This window comes from Mucilaginibacter achroorhodeus (assembly GCF_007846095.1).
Lineage (GTDB): Bacteria > Bacteroidota > Bacteroidia > Sphingobacteriales > Sphingobacteriaceae > Mucilaginibacter > Mucilaginibacter achroorhodeus.
Genome location: NZ_VOEI01000001.1, coordinates 251,812 through 266,974, shown reverse-complemented (window position 1 = coordinate 266,974; position 15,163 = coordinate 251,812). Strand labels below are relative to the sequence as shown.

15 protein-coding genes are annotated in these 15,163 nt (G+C 43.6%); 9 read left to right on the top strand and 6 right to left on the bottom strand.

Going from position 1 to position 15,163, the window contains the following annotated elements; genetic code table 11:
• The first annotated feature begins 18 nt into the window (after positions 1–18).
• The 3 genes from ligA to FPZ42_RS01250 are packed head-to-tail and all read left to right on the top strand — an operon-like array spanning position 19 to position 3,563.
• Positions 19–2,034 (top strand): NAD-dependent DNA ligase LigA, encoded by a 2,016-nt coding sequence (gene ligA / locus FPZ42_RS01260; RefSeq protein WP_146268684.1) that lies wholly within the window; start codon positions 19–21, stop codon positions 2,032–2,034.
• 15 nt (positions 2,035–2,049) lie between these two features.
• A complete protein-coding gene (locus FPZ42_RS01255; RefSeq protein WP_146268683.1) occupies positions 2,050–3,042 on the top strand; it encodes a Gfo/Idh/MocA family protein in 993 nt (330 codons plus the stop codon).
• A gap of 14 nt (positions 3,043–3,056) precedes the next feature.
• Positions 3,057–3,563 carry a hypothetical protein gene (locus FPZ42_RS01250; protein ID WP_146268682.1) on the top strand — a complete coding sequence of 169 codons (507 nt, stop codon included), beginning with the start codon at positions 3,057–3,059 and terminating at the stop codon, positions 3,561–3,563.
• Between the two features lie 33 nt (positions 3,564–3,596).
• On the opposite strand, the gene FPZ42_RS19090 is transcribed toward FPZ42_RS01250, so the two are convergent.
• On the bottom strand, positions 3,597–3,773 hold the full coding sequence (locus FPZ42_RS19090) for a DUF6496 domain-containing protein (protein ID WP_186458663.1): 177 nt from the start codon (positions 3,771–3,773) through the stop codon (positions 3,597–3,599).
• A gap of 170 nt (positions 3,774–3,943) precedes the next feature.
• On the opposite strand from FPZ42_RS19090, the gene FPZ42_RS01245 reads away from it, so the two are divergent.
• Entirely contained in the window at positions 3,944–5,038 is a 1,095-nt protein-coding gene (locus FPZ42_RS01245; protein WP_146268681.1) for an AI-2E family transporter, read from the top strand.
• Position 5,039: 1 nt separating this feature from the next.
• On the opposite strand, the gene FPZ42_RS01240 is transcribed toward FPZ42_RS01245, so the two are convergent.
• Positions 5,040–5,351: a hypothetical protein gene (locus FPZ42_RS01240; RefSeq protein ID WP_146268680.1), complete on the bottom strand. Its 312-nt coding sequence runs from the start codon at positions 5,349–5,351 to the stop codon at positions 5,040–5,042.
• Between the two features lie 27 nt (positions 5,352–5,378).
• Here FPZ42_RS01240 and FPZ42_RS01235 point away from each other — a divergent pair, with 27 nt between their 5' ends.
• Positions 5,379–6,332: an MBL fold metallo-hydrolase gene (locus FPZ42_RS01235; RefSeq protein WP_146268679.1), complete on the top strand. Its 954-nt coding sequence runs from the start codon at positions 5,379–5,381 to the stop codon at positions 6,330–6,332.
• On the opposite strand, the gene FPZ42_RS01230 is transcribed toward FPZ42_RS01235, so the two are convergent.
• The 4 genes from FPZ42_RS01230 to FPZ42_RS01215 are packed head-to-tail and all read right to left on the bottom strand — an operon-like array spanning position 6,329 to position 10,148.
• Positions 6,329–6,889: a hypothetical protein gene (locus FPZ42_RS01230; RefSeq protein ID WP_146268678.1), complete on the bottom strand. Its 561-nt coding sequence runs from the start codon at positions 6,887–6,889 to the stop codon at positions 6,329–6,331. The genes FPZ42_RS01235 and FPZ42_RS01230 overlap by 4 nt on opposite strands.
• A complete protein-coding gene (locus FPZ42_RS01225; RefSeq protein ID WP_146268677.1) occupies positions 6,882–7,322 on the bottom strand; it encodes a hypothetical protein in 441 nt (146 codons plus the stop codon). Before FPZ42_RS01225 ends, FPZ42_RS01230 begins: the two co-directional genes overlap by 8 nt.
• Positions 7,319–8,737 carry a D-alanyl-D-alanine carboxypeptidase/D-alanyl-D-alanine endopeptidase gene (gene dacB, locus FPZ42_RS01220; RefSeq protein WP_146268676.1) on the bottom strand — a complete coding sequence of 473 codons (1,419 nt, stop codon included), beginning with the start codon at positions 8,735–8,737 and terminating at the stop codon, positions 7,319–7,321. Before dacB ends, FPZ42_RS01225 begins: the two co-directional genes overlap by 4 nt.
• Complete coding sequence (locus FPZ42_RS01215) at positions 8,709–10,148, bottom strand: APC family permease (protein WP_146268675.1); 1,440 nt, start codon at positions 10,146–10,148, stop codon at positions 8,709–8,711. Before FPZ42_RS01215 ends, dacB begins: the two co-directional genes overlap by 29 nt.
• A gap of 95 nt (positions 10,149–10,243) precedes the next feature.
• On the opposite strand from FPZ42_RS01215, the gene FPZ42_RS01210 reads away from it, so the two are divergent.
• The 4 genes from FPZ42_RS01210 (at position 10,244) to FPZ42_RS01195 (ending at position 15,121) form a co-directional block, all read left to right on the top strand.
• Positions 10,244–10,666, top strand: coding sequence for a hypothetical protein (locus FPZ42_RS01210; RefSeq protein ID WP_146268674.1), 423 nt, complete (start codon positions 10,244–10,246; stop codon positions 10,664–10,666).
• 114 nt (positions 10,667–10,780) lie between these two features.
• On the top strand, positions 10,781–13,027 hold the full coding sequence (locus FPZ42_RS01205) for a sodium-translocating pyrophosphatase (protein ID WP_146268673.1): 2,247 nt from the start codon (positions 10,781–10,783) through the stop codon (positions 13,025–13,027).
• 117 nt (positions 13,028–13,144) lie between these two features.
• Complete coding sequence (locus FPZ42_RS01200) at positions 13,145–13,345, top strand: hypothetical protein (RefSeq protein ID WP_146268672.1); 201 nt, start codon at positions 13,145–13,147, stop codon at positions 13,343–13,345.
• 255 nt (positions 13,346–13,600) lie between these two features.
• On the top strand, positions 13,601–15,121 hold the full coding sequence (locus FPZ42_RS01195; protein ID WP_146268671.1) for an amino acid permease: 1,521 nt from the start codon (positions 13,601–13,603) through the stop codon (positions 15,119–15,121).
• Positions 15,122–15,163: the final 42 nt, after the last annotated feature.

Genomic DNA, 15,163 nt, shown 5'->3' with positions numbered 1-15,163 from the left:
AACATCTATCTTCGTTTCATGTCGCCCACTGAAGCAAAAGACCGTATACAGGCGCTTACTGCCGAACTTAAAAAGCACAATTACAACTATTACGTGCTGGCTATGCCAACCATTTCTGATTATGATTTTGACCAGAAACTGAAGGAACTGGATAAGCTGGAAAAAGAATTCCCTGATTTAGCAGACCCTGAGTCGCCTACGCAGCGCGTAGGGGGCGAGGTAACCAAGGAGTTTGTTACCGTTAAGCATCGCTGGCCAATGCTCTCGTTAGGGAATACCTACAACGAGCAGGAACTGATAGATTTTGACCAGCGCATCCGCAAAGCCATCGGCGATAACTTTGAGTATGTGTGCGAACTGAAGTTTGATGGACTATCCATGAGTCTTACCTACCAGGATGGTAAACTGGCGCGTGCCGTAACCCGTGGCGATGGTACGCAAGGTGATGAGGTAACTACCAATGTGCGCACGATCAATACCATCCCAAAGAAACTGGTGTCCGGTAATTATCCTGAGCTGTTTGAAATACGTGGCGAGGTATTTATGCACCTTAAAGCCTTTGAGCGTTTAAATAAGGAACGGTTAGATAATGGCGAAGTTCCTTACGCTAATCCCCGCAATTTTGCATCGGGTACTATTAAATTACAAGATTCTGCAGAAGTCGCCCGCCGCCCGCTTGACTGTTTCCTGTATGGCTTATATACCGAAAAACAACTCTTTAAAACCCATTGGGAAAGCCTGCAGGCGGTAAAGGAATGGGGTTTTCATGTAGATGATCACAGTCGTTTATGTTCTGATATAAAAGGCGTGCTCGATTTTATCAATCATTGGGACACAGAGCGCTATCATTTAAGTTATGATATTGATGGTATCGTTATTAAAGTAAACAATTACTCGCAGCAGCAGGAGTTGGGCTTTACCGCCAAATCTCCACGCTGGGCCATATCTTATAAATTTAAAGCCGAGCGCGTAGAGACCGAATTACTCGCAGTTACCTACCAGGTTGGCCGTACGGGTGCCGTTACGCCTGTAGCTAATTTGAAGCCGGTATTATTGGCCGGTACTACCGTTAAACGCGCTACTCTGCATAACGCCGATGAAATTACTGAACGTCTTAAACTGCATGAGCATGATACGGTTTTTGTGGAAAAAGGGGGCGAGATCATCCCTAAGATCATCAGTGTAAATTTGGATAAACGTAAAACAGGTGCAGAGGCTATCAAATATGTTACCCGTTGTCCTGCGTGTGACACACCACTACTGCGTACAGAAGGGGAAGCCGCGTGGTACTGTCCTAATGACGAAGGCTGCCCGCCGCAGATAGTTGGCAAGATACAGCACTACATCGGCCGTAAGGCCATGAATATAGATGGCCTGGGCGACGAAACCATCTTGACTTTCTACAACCAGGGTTTTGTTCGCCATATCAGCGACCTTTATGATCTGGAACAGCATGCGTCCGAGTTAAAGCAAATGGGTAGGTTCGGCGAAAAGTCGATCAATAATATGCTGGAGGGTATTGAGAAATCTAAACAACAGCCATTTGAGAAGGTACTGTTTGGACTGGGTATACGTTACGTTGGCGAAACCGTTGCCCGTAAACTGGTAGCACATTTTAAAACCATCGATAGGTTAATGGCTGCTACCGTTGAGGAGTTGACTGCGGCCGAAGAGATAGGTGGACGAATTGCGGAAAGCATAACCGAGTATTTTGCCGACCCTGTACACAAGCAGGAGATTGAAAAATTGCGCGAAAAGGGGTTACAATTTGTAGCCGAAGAGAAAGAGGTGATATTAGATAGTGATAAGTTAGCCGGTAAAAACTTCATCATCTCGGGCACGTTTGAGAAATACTCGCGTGATGAGCTTAAAGATATCATTGAGCAAAACGGCGGTAAGATACTAAGCAGCATTTCCGCCAAATTAAATTACTTGGTAGCCGGGGAAAATATGGGCCCATCCAAATTAGAAAAGGCTACCAAGTTGAACATACCTATCATCAGCGATGAAGAGCTGATGGCTTTGTTAAAATAGACATCTACCAAAAACATGACTGCCATTAAGTGGGGTATCATAGGCTGCGGTGCCGTTACCGAAAAGAAAAGCGGGCAAGCCTACAATAAAATTGATGATAGTAAACTGGTTGCTGTAATGCGCCGCGATGCCGAAAAGGCCGCAGATTACGCACAGCGTCACCATGTTGACCGCTGGTACAGCGATGCTGATGGTTTACTGAATGATCCGGAAGTTAACGCGGTTTCTATCGCTACCCCACCAGATTCGCACCTGGAATATGCAAAGCGCGCCATTGCTAAAGGATTGAATGTTTACGTAGAAAAACCGGTTACCCGCAACGCTGCTGAGGCACAAGCCATGGCCGATGCTGTGCATGCCGCAAACGCTAAGCTTACCGTAGCGCATTACCGAAGAGCTTTACCCATGTTTTTGCATGTCAAAAAACTAATAGATACTAATACAATAGGTGATATCCGAACAGTGCAGATAAGGATGTGGCAATCCCAAAGACCAATATTGGTTGAGCAAAATGCCCCCAACTGGCGCTTGCAACCAGAGGTATCGGGTGGAGGTTACTTTCATGACCTGGCCCCTCATCAGCTGGACCTGATGCTGTATTTCTTTGGCGAACCCGCAGTTTACAGCGGCTACAGCTTAAATCAAGGTGAATTTAGTCCGGCGGATGATCACGTAACCGGGCAGATCATCTTTAAGAACAAAATTGTGGTTGATGGATCCTGGTGTTTCAATGTTGCTAAAACCGAGATCACAGACAGGTGTGAGATAGTAGGCACAAATGGCAAAATTACCTTCCCGTTCTTCGGTAATTTTGTAACCTGTAAAATAGGCGAGGAAGAAGAAACCGTAGACTTTGTACAGCCCGAGCATATTCAACAGCCGATGATCACCAAAATAGTATCCTATTTTAAGGGAGAAGGGCCAAACCCCTGCACCATAGATGAGGCGATTGTACTGATGAAAATTATGGATGCTTTTACCAATTCTAATGATTTAGGATTATCTTAGCGTATAAACTTCAAATGAAAAGGATAATCGGCATCATCATTTTTGCTGCTTGTTTAAGTATAAAGGCATCTGCTCAAACATTTGATGTGCCGGTAAATTATCGCTTTGATAAACAGACCAATTACCATCTTTACGAACAGGATATTGTAAAGGCTGCAGACTGGCTGCAGAAAACACATTGGGGAACCGAAACTAAAAAGACAGAAGCTATTACCCAATTTGTTTTAAAGTGGGCACAGGGCGTGCCTTACATTACGGTAGAGCTGAAACCAGCCATTATGGATCTGGCCGACGCTAACCCGCAGCTGGGATTTATTTACATGGCACAATATTGTAAGTACGCCATACAACATCCAGACAATTTTAATACTGTCGATGCAAACGTAGATGCGCTTAAGGCAGTTATTGCAAAATACCAGGCCGAGCCTACTCATAAACGCGATACACAGGTTGAGCGTTTAATTGAGATAGAAAAAGCCAACCAGCTTGACGAATGGATCAAGAACGATTTTACACTTTAACAAAAAAGCCCTCTCGGGCTATTCATAACAATATTAACTTTTTTGCTTTGGCACTTTTGCGCCTTGTTTTCGCGCTTCAGACAGGCCTATCGCAATAGCTTGTTTTTTACTGGTAACTTTTTTACCTGATCCGCTTTTAAGCTTACCTTCTTTCATCTCATGCAGGGTCTCACCAACCTTTTCACTTGCTTTTTCTGAATACTTTGCCATGATGTTTTGATTTTAATGCTACCCTTTAATTGAGCAAAGTATCTGCCAAACATTAATGATCTCTGAAAATCGCATTAATGTTCAAACAACTATTAAGTGTTACAAACACATCTAAAATAAAAACATTAGCCTGCAAAACCTGTTCACAACTTAAAGTAAATTAATACCCCATGCCCGAAAAAAAAATAATTGCTCCGTTTTATGAACGCCTCGCGCTCATCCTTATTGGTTTATGCGTGTTGGGCTATTTAGTAATAGTCGCTAAAGAACTTTTAGATCCGCTTATCTTCGGCTTCCTGTTCGCCATTTTGCTACTGCCTGTATCAAACTTTTTTGAGCGTAAGTGTAAGCTGCCACGCAGTGCCAGTTCATTTCTTTCGATAATACTATTAATAAGTTTTGTTGGCGGCATACTATACCTGGTAGGTAACCAGATATCCGGTATTGCCAACGACTGGCCGATGCTTAAAAACCAGATCAACCAGTCGGTTAACGATCTTCACAAATGGGTCGAAAACACATTTCACGTAAATACTGACGCACAAATGGGGTACGTGAATGATACTGCCAAGAAATTAATGTCATCTGGTGGTGCAGTGCTTGGTACTACCTTTGGCGCGGTATCGTCGTTAGCGTTGTTCTATATCTTCATCCTCATCTTTACCTTCTTTATTTTGTTTTACCGCAGGCTGCTTATCAAATTTATCACCTGGGTATTCAACGATAACAATAAGGCTACGGTTATGGATATCGTCGAGAACATCCAAAAGATCTTACGCCAATACATATTCGGCCTGGTTATCGAAATGGTGATCGTTGCAACCATGGCAATAGCTGTGTTTTGGATCATCGGTATCAAGTATGCGGTTTTGTTAGGTTTGATCGTTGGTCTCTTTAATATAATTCCATACATCGGCATATTTACCGCATTGCTGCTAAGCACGCTGGTAACTTTCGCTACCGGTACCGTTAGCCAAACGCTTACTACCGCAGCTGCTGTTATTGGCATACACGCAATTGATGCCAACTTCCTGTTGCCTGCAATAGTAGGTTCCAAAGTAAGATTGAACGCCTTAATTTCCTTTATCGGGATAATCATTGGTGAGATGATATGGGGCTTATCGGGTATGTTTTTATCCATACCGGTGATGGCTATTATGAAGATCATTTTTGATCGTATAGAAGACCTTAAGCCATGGGGATATCTACTTGGCGGAGATTATGAGTATAAAGAATCTGCCAAGGAAAAAATGAAAACAGAATAGATCAGCGAACCTGGTTTATCATATCGTGAATGCGAATAAATAGGGTGATGCCGTAGGCCATCAATACAACAGTATTTACAACCAGCAGCCAGTTCATATCCGGTTTGCTGTATTTTTGCCGGACGCATATAACAAGTAAGGTAATAAAACCTAAGATGAGCAATATGGGTGGAACAAACGCCCATATTTGCTTTCCGTCAAGATATACATGGTCAAGCTTGTTATTCTCATTCAGTAAGAAGGCCAGGGCTGCCATCAACAGCACAAGAAACAACTTGGTAACAATTTTGGCAGCAAGTTTACTCGTTTTCATGCCGGCCAAATTACTAATTTTGCTATAATGAACCGTCTGCCTAAAATCATACTTGTTTTATTGTTGCTGATGCCTGCCACGTTGTTTGCGCAGGTTGCAAAGCCATCTTTTAAAATTGTGCCATTGGGTGTACTGGGCGGGATAGATGAAAGTAATCTATCTGCTTACATGATAGCACCAATTGGCTCAAATAATTACGCATGCCTTGATGCCGGCACTATTCACTACGGACTTGAGATAGCTGTTAAGAATAAGGTATTTAGATCACCTGCAGAAGAGGTGATGAAGCATAATATCAAAGGCTACTTTATTTCTCATGGGCATTTAGATCATTTGGCCGGTATGGTGATCAACTCGCCGGAAGATACTGTAAAGAATGTCTACGGCCTGGCATCAACTATAGAAACGCTGAAGACCCATTATTTTACCTGGGAAAGTTGGGCAAACTTTGCAGACGATGGCGGGGCACCGCAATTAAAGAAATATCATTACAAAATACTTACACCAGGAGAACAGCAATCTGTTGGAAACACCGAAATGATGGTAACGGCTTTTCCGCTTAGCCATTCTAATCTTACCAGCACGGCATTTTTAATGAAAAGCGGCGACAACTATGTGTTATACCTGGGTGATACAGGGGCGGACGCGATTGAAAAAAGCCAGAACCTCAACAAACTTTGGGCCGCGGTAGGTCCGTTGCTTAAAATGGGCCGGTTAAAAGCACTGATGATAGAAGTGTCTTTCTCTAATGAGCAGCCCGATAAAAGTTTGTTTGGCCACCTTACGCCTAAATTATTGATGGCAGAGTTAGGGCAGTTGCAGAAAATAGCTGGTGCATCAGTAAAAGGACTGAACGTTGTTGTGACCCACTTAAAACCGCCATACAAAAGCATTTTTAAAATAAAGCAGCAGCTAAAAGCGGGCAACACGCTTGGCGTAAAACTCACCTATCCCGAGCAGGGAAAAATGCTGCTTTTCTAATTTTTATCATCCAGCAGGTCTACGCAGGTTTTAGAAAGTTTCTTTAGTCGCTCATTTAGCGTTGCCAACCCTGTTTTATCATTGATATTGTTGTAGTACAATTTGATGAGCTTAAGCGTATCATCGTCAGGGTCGCAGGCCTGCGCTTTTTCCAAATGGGGGAGTGCTTTGCGGACAGCAGCGATGTAAGCTGCACCGCCCGATGCCTTTAGCGCTTCAGCTTGTTTGGCGTATTGATAGCCTAATCCTCTTTGCGCTACATAATAATCCGGAACGGCTGCCACTACCTTTTGGTAATATTCGATGGCTTTAACAGACTGATCGTTGTTTTCGTAAAGGTTGGCAATGCTATAATAGAAGTTATTGCGTGCACCCGGCTTCAGCTTGTCAATATTAGGAATGAGATCTGCTCCCAGGTCTAAAGCCTTTTCGGTTTCGCCTTGCATGCGGGCAAGGTTATAGTCAAGGTATTTGTTATAAACTTCTTCGGCTGTTTGGGCTTTGCAACAATAAATAGCAGATACAAAACTTATGGTGAAAAGCAGTTTTTTAAGCATGGTTATTTGGTATGACTTGTTTGATGAAAAGAAGTAAATTCAGATAATTTATTTCCTCATAGCGAATTGATCCAATATTTTTCCAAGAATTACCCGAGTGTATTTTACAATTGAGTTCTGCATTACTACAATCATAAGTTAAGATCTTATCTTTAAAAGTGATCTGCCAAAAGTCAGATGTAAAGTTCGATTCGACTTCTATTTTTTCGTTCAACTCAAGCAAGCAAAGATTGTAAAGAAAAACAGGCCAATCATTAGATAATTGTTTTTGGATGTCAAAAGCAAATTCTTTGGCCCTTTTTAAGCTTTCATCAAACGAACCAATAACCTCTGCTTTATTACCGTATTGGTTTGTTAAAACAAATTTGAAACAGCCGTTAGATACTTCATCAAAATTTAAATTCCAACCAGGCAAAGATTTCAAAGTATTCATTTCAACTCATTCAATAATCTGAACATCTTCTCCCTTATGGCGCTGCCAGTTCCGCTGTAATTGTTTACCATGATAGAGAAACACAGTTGGCGGCCTTCATGCGTTTGGAAACCGGCATAGGCTTGTACGCTGTTGATGCTGCCGCTTTTCATCTTCATATCATTGTACACGGGCAGGCTCTCATAAAAATCATCAAACCAGGTAGCTGCACGCGCAGACTGTAAGATACGCGCCATGGTTGAGGTGGTGATATGGTCTTCCGGCGATAAGCCGCTGCCATCAAAAATATTCATCGATCGTTTGTCGATGCTCTTTTGCTCCCAGAATGCTTTTAAAACGTTCACACCATCGGCAGCAGTTGCCGTTTTACCAGACTTAAGCGAAATGGTTGCCAGCAATTGTTCGGCATACAGGTTAACGCTTTTCTGGTTTAGCCAATATATTATCTTACTCAACTCCGGCGAAAGGATAGTGGTTAACGCAGTTGATGCCGCCGGTACCGGTTGGTTTTTCTCCGCAAGCATGTTGGTCGACTGCGGGTCGCCATTTATGGTTATGCCTATGCGCTTAAGCGTATCTGACAAGCGCAGTGCTGCGTCAAAAGCAGGGTCTGGTATGGCGGCAGAAACACGCTTTTTGGTTTGATCTACCGCGTATGTTCCCCGTAGGTACATCACTTTACTCCCAAATGAAGGCAGATATGGGTAAGCCTGGTCGCCGGTTTTTGCGGCACCATTGGTAAGCTCGCTTTTGTACTGCAGATAGTTGGTCTCCGGGTTTGTACCTGCTACGGCTATGGGGTTCCCAACAGCGCCCGTTCGTAGCAAAATATCAAACTGGTTCTCGCGCCAGCATAATCCGGCAATGCCTGCACCGTAATAGGTGCCTAAGTCCTGCCAGATCCACCCGTCGGGAATAGACTGCTTGTTGTAGGCGCCGTTATCACCTATGACCCGACCATTTATTTTTTTGATACCTGCCTTTTTCAAAGCAACAACCATGGTGTTTAAAACTACGTTCTCTTTGGTATTGGCATACCGCCAGCTACCCAATGTAGGGTCGCCGCCGCCTTTGATGATCACGTCACCGGTAAGCGTACCATCTGCAGCCAAAGTGCCGGTATATCCTAACTGCGTTTGAAATTGAAAATCCTTACCCAAAACATTGAATGCAGTAATGCTGGTCACTGTTTTTAGCGTAGAACCCGGCGCTAAGCCCATATCCGGGTTACCGCCGAAGATCATCTCGCCTGTTTTTGCATCAAGTACAGTTAATGATACCGCACCGTACTTGCACTGCTCATCAGTTTGTAAGCGGATAAAGGCGGTTTGCAGCCGCTTTTGTAAAGTAGATTGAGCGCAAAGGCTGTTGGTGATAAATAAAAGACTAACTAACCAGGTCCGCTGTATCGTCATTCTTGATGTTACTTTTTGAGATATAATAAATAGGGATGCCTATAAGCACAATGCCTAATCCATATTTAACGTAATCGCTTTTGTAAACGCATAACAAAATGCAAAAAGCCACACCCATTAAAATATAAATGGCAGGCAGGATCGGGTAACCAATGGCTTTATAAGGCCTTTCGGCATCAGGGCGTTTAACGCGGAGGATGTAGATACCGATGATGGTAAGCACGTAAAATACAACCACCACAAAGGATATCATATCCAGCAGGTCGCCGTATTTGCCGCTCAAACAAAGCACTGAGGCTACAACTGCCTGTATCCACAACCCGAATTCGGGTACAGCATTTTTGTTCAGTTCGGCTGTCTTTTTAAAGAACAGGCCATCTTTAGCCATGGTATAGTAAACGCGCGCGCCGGAGAGTATCAGCCCGTTGTTGCAACCAAAGGTGGATATCATGATCATGAGGGCGATAACATACGTGCCAATGTTGCCGAATATCACATGCGAGGCCGCAACGGCCACACGGTCTTTATCAGCGGTAGCAATATCATGTAATGAAAGCACACCGGTGTAAACCACATTCGCCGAAACGTAGATGACCGTAACGATCAATGTACCGAACATCATGCTCAGGGCCACATCGCGCTTAGGGTTCTTCATTTCGCCTGCTACAAAGGTTACGCTGTTCCAGGCATCGCTGCTGAAGATAGAACCCACCATAGCTGCAGCAATAGCGCCTAATGCCGTGCTTAAAGTTAAAGCGGTTACACTGCCATCTTTATTCAGGTTGTGTAAGTCCCAGGCGTTTGCCCAGTTGGCTTGCCATATATCGCCTTTAAAAGCTAAAAAGCCAAAACCTATTAACCCGAAAAGACTTAAAAGCTTTGTTAATGTAAACGTGGTTTGTATCAGCTTGCCACCCTTAACACCTTTTGTATTGATAAAAGTGAGGAAGAATATAAGCACGATGGAAACTATCTGCGCCGCACTGATCTTTAATGAACCGATGCTGACTAAAATGTTATCCTCGCTAACGGCAGGGATAAGATAGGCCGTAAACTTGGAGAAAGCTACGCCCACCGCAGCAATGGTACCGGTTTGTATCACCGCAAAAAAACTCCATCCGTACAGGAAAGCTATCAGTTTGTTATAAGATTCCTTAAGATAAACGTATTGTCCGCCTGCTTTAGGGAACATAGCACTTAGTTCGCCATAGCTTAGGGCAGCTGTAAGCGTCATAAAGCCGGTAATGATCCAAACAGCTATAAGCCAGCCAGATGAGCCTACATTGCGAATGATATCGGCGCTTACGATGAATATTCCTGAACCGATCATGGAGCCTGCTACCAGCATGGTGCCATCAAGCAAGCTCAGCTCGTGTTTCATTTTCGAGGAAGACGAAGAATTGTCAGCCATTTAAGATTTAGTTTAAGAGGCTTAAGTTAGGAATAAATATGCTTTTAAAGCAAGAAGGAACAAGTTGATGTGAAAAGAAAGCTTTAATATTGAGAGTGAAATATACCGAACTGAATGTTAACTGGGATGCAGATCCTAATGCGCCCGAAGAAAGAATATTTATCAACGGAGATACTGTACTTATCGAATTTTATCTCAATTACTTTATTTACACTCAGTTTAATGAGGGTGATTGGGGAAGATTGATATTTACTGGCTGTCATAAATATTCTACCCATGGTACCAATGATGAAGGATATTACATGGGGCAGCACCGCTATAAATATACTGAGCTTCCCTGGGGCGGCTTTTATGAATTGGATACTGATTGGACTATTGATTTTGCACCCAAAGCCATCATTTTATCGCCAATTGATAGCCACAAGCCTTTAAATCATTACATATTCTTTTTTAAAGATAACAGCTTTGAGTGCGTTGCCGCTGATTTCGAAATTGAGTTTATCCGGGCCGAAAAATAATTAAAGATAAATTGTCATCCTATTGTATAGTAAATTAATTTACTATTTTGCAGCAACCAATTATAATAAGCCTCAGGCTTTTAGTTCGCACACTTCATAAACTAATCTAATTATATGGATCTTTTGAACACTTACTTAATTTATTTGATCCCTGTTATGGGCGTTATAGGTTTGCTTGTTATGGCAAGCAAATCTGCCTGGGTAACTAAACAGGAAACTGGCGATGCATCAATGAACCAGCTGGCCGGTTACATTGCCGACGGCGCAATGGCATTCCTTCGTGCAGAGTGGAAGATACTGAGCTATTTTGTGGTATTAGCCGGCATATTACTGGCATGGAGCGGAACCACCGTTGGTGAAAGATCAAGCCCGGTAATTGCCATCTCTTTCCTGATAGGGGCTTTCCTTTCTGCATTTGCGGGTTATATTGGGATGCGCATTGCAACCAAGGCTAACGTGCGCACTACACAGGCCGCCAAAACCAGCCTGGCAAAAGCATTAAAAGTTTCGTTTACTGGTGGTACCGTAATGGGCCTGGGGGTAGCCGGTTTAGCTATCATAGGTTTAGGTTCGTTATTCATTGTTTTTTACACCATTTATGTAAAAAGCAAAGGTTTAGATGTTAACGGCGAAGCTATGGAGAAAGCTCTTGAGGTTTTGGCCGGTTTCTCTTTAGGTGCTGAATCTATTGCGCTTTTTGCGCGCGTTGGCGGTGGTATTTACACCAAGGCGGCAGACGTAGGTGCCGATCTTGTGGGTAAAGTAGAAGCCGGTATTCCTGAAGATGATGTGCGTAACCCTGCAACCATTGCTGATAACGTTGGCGATAACGTAGGCGACGTAGCGGGTATGGGTGCCGACTTATTTGGTTCTTATGTAGCTACAATGCTGGCTACCATGGTGCTGGGCCGCGAAATTGTGTCTGCCGATAACTTTGGCGGGATTGCCCCGGTTTTATTACCCATGGTTATTGCCGGTTTAGGTTTAATATTCTCTATAGTAGGAGCATCCTTTGTTAAGATCAAGAATGAAACAGACAGTGTACAAAGTGCTTTAAACATGGGCAACTGGGCATCGATTGTGCTAACCGCTATTGCCACTTATTTTTTAGTACAATGGATGCTGCCTGCCGGCGACATGCACCTTAAACGCGACCTTGATGCAAGCGGTGCTATCAAAGCAGGTTCATTGGTTTTTACCAAGAATGGTGTGTTCGGCTCTATCCTGGTAGGTTTGGTTGTGGGTACGCTAATGTCTATCATCACCGAATACTATACAGCAATGGGTAAACGCCCTGTGCTAAGCATTATCAAGCAATCATCAACAGGCCACGCTACTAACATTATTGGTGGTTTGGCAATCGGTATGGAATCAACCGTATTGCCTATACTTGTTTTAGCTGCCGGTATTTATGGTTCATATTTCTTTGCGGGATTATATGGTGTGGCTATCGCTGCTGCCGGCATGATGGCTACCACTGCTATGCAATTGGCCATTGATGCATTTGGCCCGATTGCCGATAATGCAGGTGGTATTGCAGAAATGAGCCAGTTGCCACCGGAAGTTCGTCATCGTACAGATAACCTGGATGCCGTAGGTAACACCACTGCAGCCACCGGAAAGGGGTTTGCTATTGCTTCGGCTGCTTTAACTTCACTGGCACTGTTTGCAGCATTTGTAGGCGTGGCAGGCATCGAGCATATTGACATTTACAAGGCCAACGTTTTGGCCGGTTTATTCGTGGGCGGCATGATTCCGTTCATCTTCTCGGCTTTGGCAATTTCGGCAGTGGGCCGTGCGGCAATGGCAATGGTAGAAGAAGTTCGCCGCCAGTTCCGCGAGATCCCTGGCATTATGGAATATAAAGCAAAACCTGAGTATGAAAAATGCGTGGCTATCTCAACCCAGGCATCCATCCGTGAGATGATCGCGCCAGGTTTGATCGCTTTGGTAACCCCGCTGATCATCGGTTTCGCCTTTGGCCCCGAAGTGTTGGGCGGTTTGTTAGCCGGTGTAACCGTATCAGGTGTATTGATGGGAATTTTCCAGAGCAACGCAGGTGGTGCATGGGACAATGCAAAAAAATCTTTCGAAAAAGGTGTAGAGATCAACGGCGAAATGTATTATAAAAAATCGGAGCCGCACAAAGCTTCCGTAACAGGTGACACCGTAGGTGATCCGTTCAAAGATACCTCAGGGCCATCAATGAACATCCTGATCAAACTGATGTCTATCGTATCGCTGGTAATTGCCCCACACTTAAATAGTGAGATCAACAATAGCGAGCACATCCAAAAGCAGCTAAAGATACAGTCGATGAATACTACAACTCATGTTATCAAGGCTGATAAAAAGATCTGATAAAGTTTTATATACAGAAAGCCTTCGCTAACCAGCGAGGGCTTTTGTGTATATTGGCACTGATGAAGAAATCCATTCTTTATATACTTTGCCTTTATAATATCTACCTGTATCTGGATGATATCTTCGATTTTGAAGATAGACATTGAGCCACCTACATTTGATAGCCTCATGTATTTTGATGCTGCTGTGGTGCTATTTGGCGGGTTGGTGTTTGGTTATCTGCTCCGCAGGCAAGGCGATAAAAAATTAGGCTGGGTGATGACGATCTTGAATCTTGTTTTAACACCTTGGTTTATTTGGAGGGCTTTGCCATGAGAACGTTATGTCTCACTTTAAAAAAACGTCTTTTTACAACTTTTGTCAGTCTGAGCTTGTCGAAGACCTTGCGCGATGAGTGGTTCGACGTGGTCACCATGACATGAACGTTCACAAAATATTATTTAGCCCACTTTTATTCTGTTAACAACTCCTATACCCTTGTTACATTCTGTTCTTTAAGTTTTCAATTAAATTAACTACGTTTGGGCTAAGTGTTTTTAAAGTTTTACTAAACTGATCTATTAATTTAAAATGAAGGTATTTGTAAAAAAATCTATTGAACAATTAACTTCCTCTGCAGATGGAGAGGGTAGCCTAAAGCGAACGCTTGGTGCGGGCAGCCTGGTTGCATTGGGTATTGGTGCAATTATCGGTGCCGGTTTGTTCGTAAGGACTGCTGCTGCTGCCGGTGAACACGCTGGTCCGGCGGTAACCTTATCATTCATTGTAGCGGCTATTGGCTGTGCTTTCGCCGGTTTGTGCTACGCTGAATTTGCTTCTATCATTCCTATTGCCGGTAGTGCCTATACGTATGCGTATGCTACTATGGGCGAGATCGTTGCCTGGATCATAGGCTGGGCCTTAATATTAGAATATGCGCTGGGCGCCGCCACAGTATCCATAAGCTGGAGCGAGTATCTTAACAAGCTCCTAGGGGGTGGGATACCCTATGAGTGGTGTCACTCGCCAATGGAATCGGTAATGATCAACGGACATAGCGTACACGGTATCGCTAACTTACCTGCATTGCTTATCCTGGTGATTTTATCCTTACTTTTAATAAAAGGTACACAAGAATCGGCTACGGTAAACGGTATAATCGTTTTCATTAAAGTAGCTATCGTATTGGTATTTATCGCTATTGGCTGGCAGTACATCAACCCTGCTAACCACCATCCATACATTATCCCTGCTAATGCACCTGATGTTATGCAGGAGAACGGAAAAGCCTATTCTTATGCGCCGTTCTTTAACCACGGCTGGGGCGGTATCATCAGCGGTGCCGGTGTGGTATTCTTCGCCTTTATTGGTTTTGATGCGGTATCAACTGCAGCACAGGAAGCTAAAAACCCGAGCCGCGATATGCCTATCGGTATCTTAGGTTCATTAGTGGTTTGTACTATCCTTTATATACTGTTCTCATGGGTATTAACCGGTGTGGCTCCTTATACCGATTTCATGAAATCTGGTAAAGAAGCTTCAGTAGCATTTGCTATCAGCAATTACATGCACGGTTATGGCTGGTTATCAACCTTGGTTACAGTAGCTATTCTGGCTGGTTTCTCTTCGGTTATCCTGGTGATGCTGATGGGCCAATCAAGGGTATTTTACACCATGTCTACCGATGGTTTATTGCCAAAAGTATTCTCAGATCTTCACCCTAAATTCAGAACGCCATACAAAAGCAACATGATCCTGTTCATATTTGTAGGAGCATTTGCGGCATTTGTGCCGGGCAGCGTAGCAGGCGATCTAACCTCTATCGGTACCCTGTTTGCATTTATCCTGGTGTGCGTGGGCGTCATCTTGTTACGTAAAACCGACCCAGACCTGCCTCGTCCGTTCAAAACCCCGTTGGTGCCATTGGTACCTATATTGGGTATGATCGTTTGTGCCGGTATGATTGTTGGTCTACCGAGCGAAACACAAATAAGTGCATTAGTTTGGATGATATTAGGTTTGCTGATCTATTTCGGTTACAGCAAAAAACATAGCAAACTTGGCACAGCAGGCGACATACTGCCCAAAGCTGCCGATTTTGAAAAACAGTGATTTTTTGATCACGACATATAAAAAGGTTCTGCATTGCAGAAC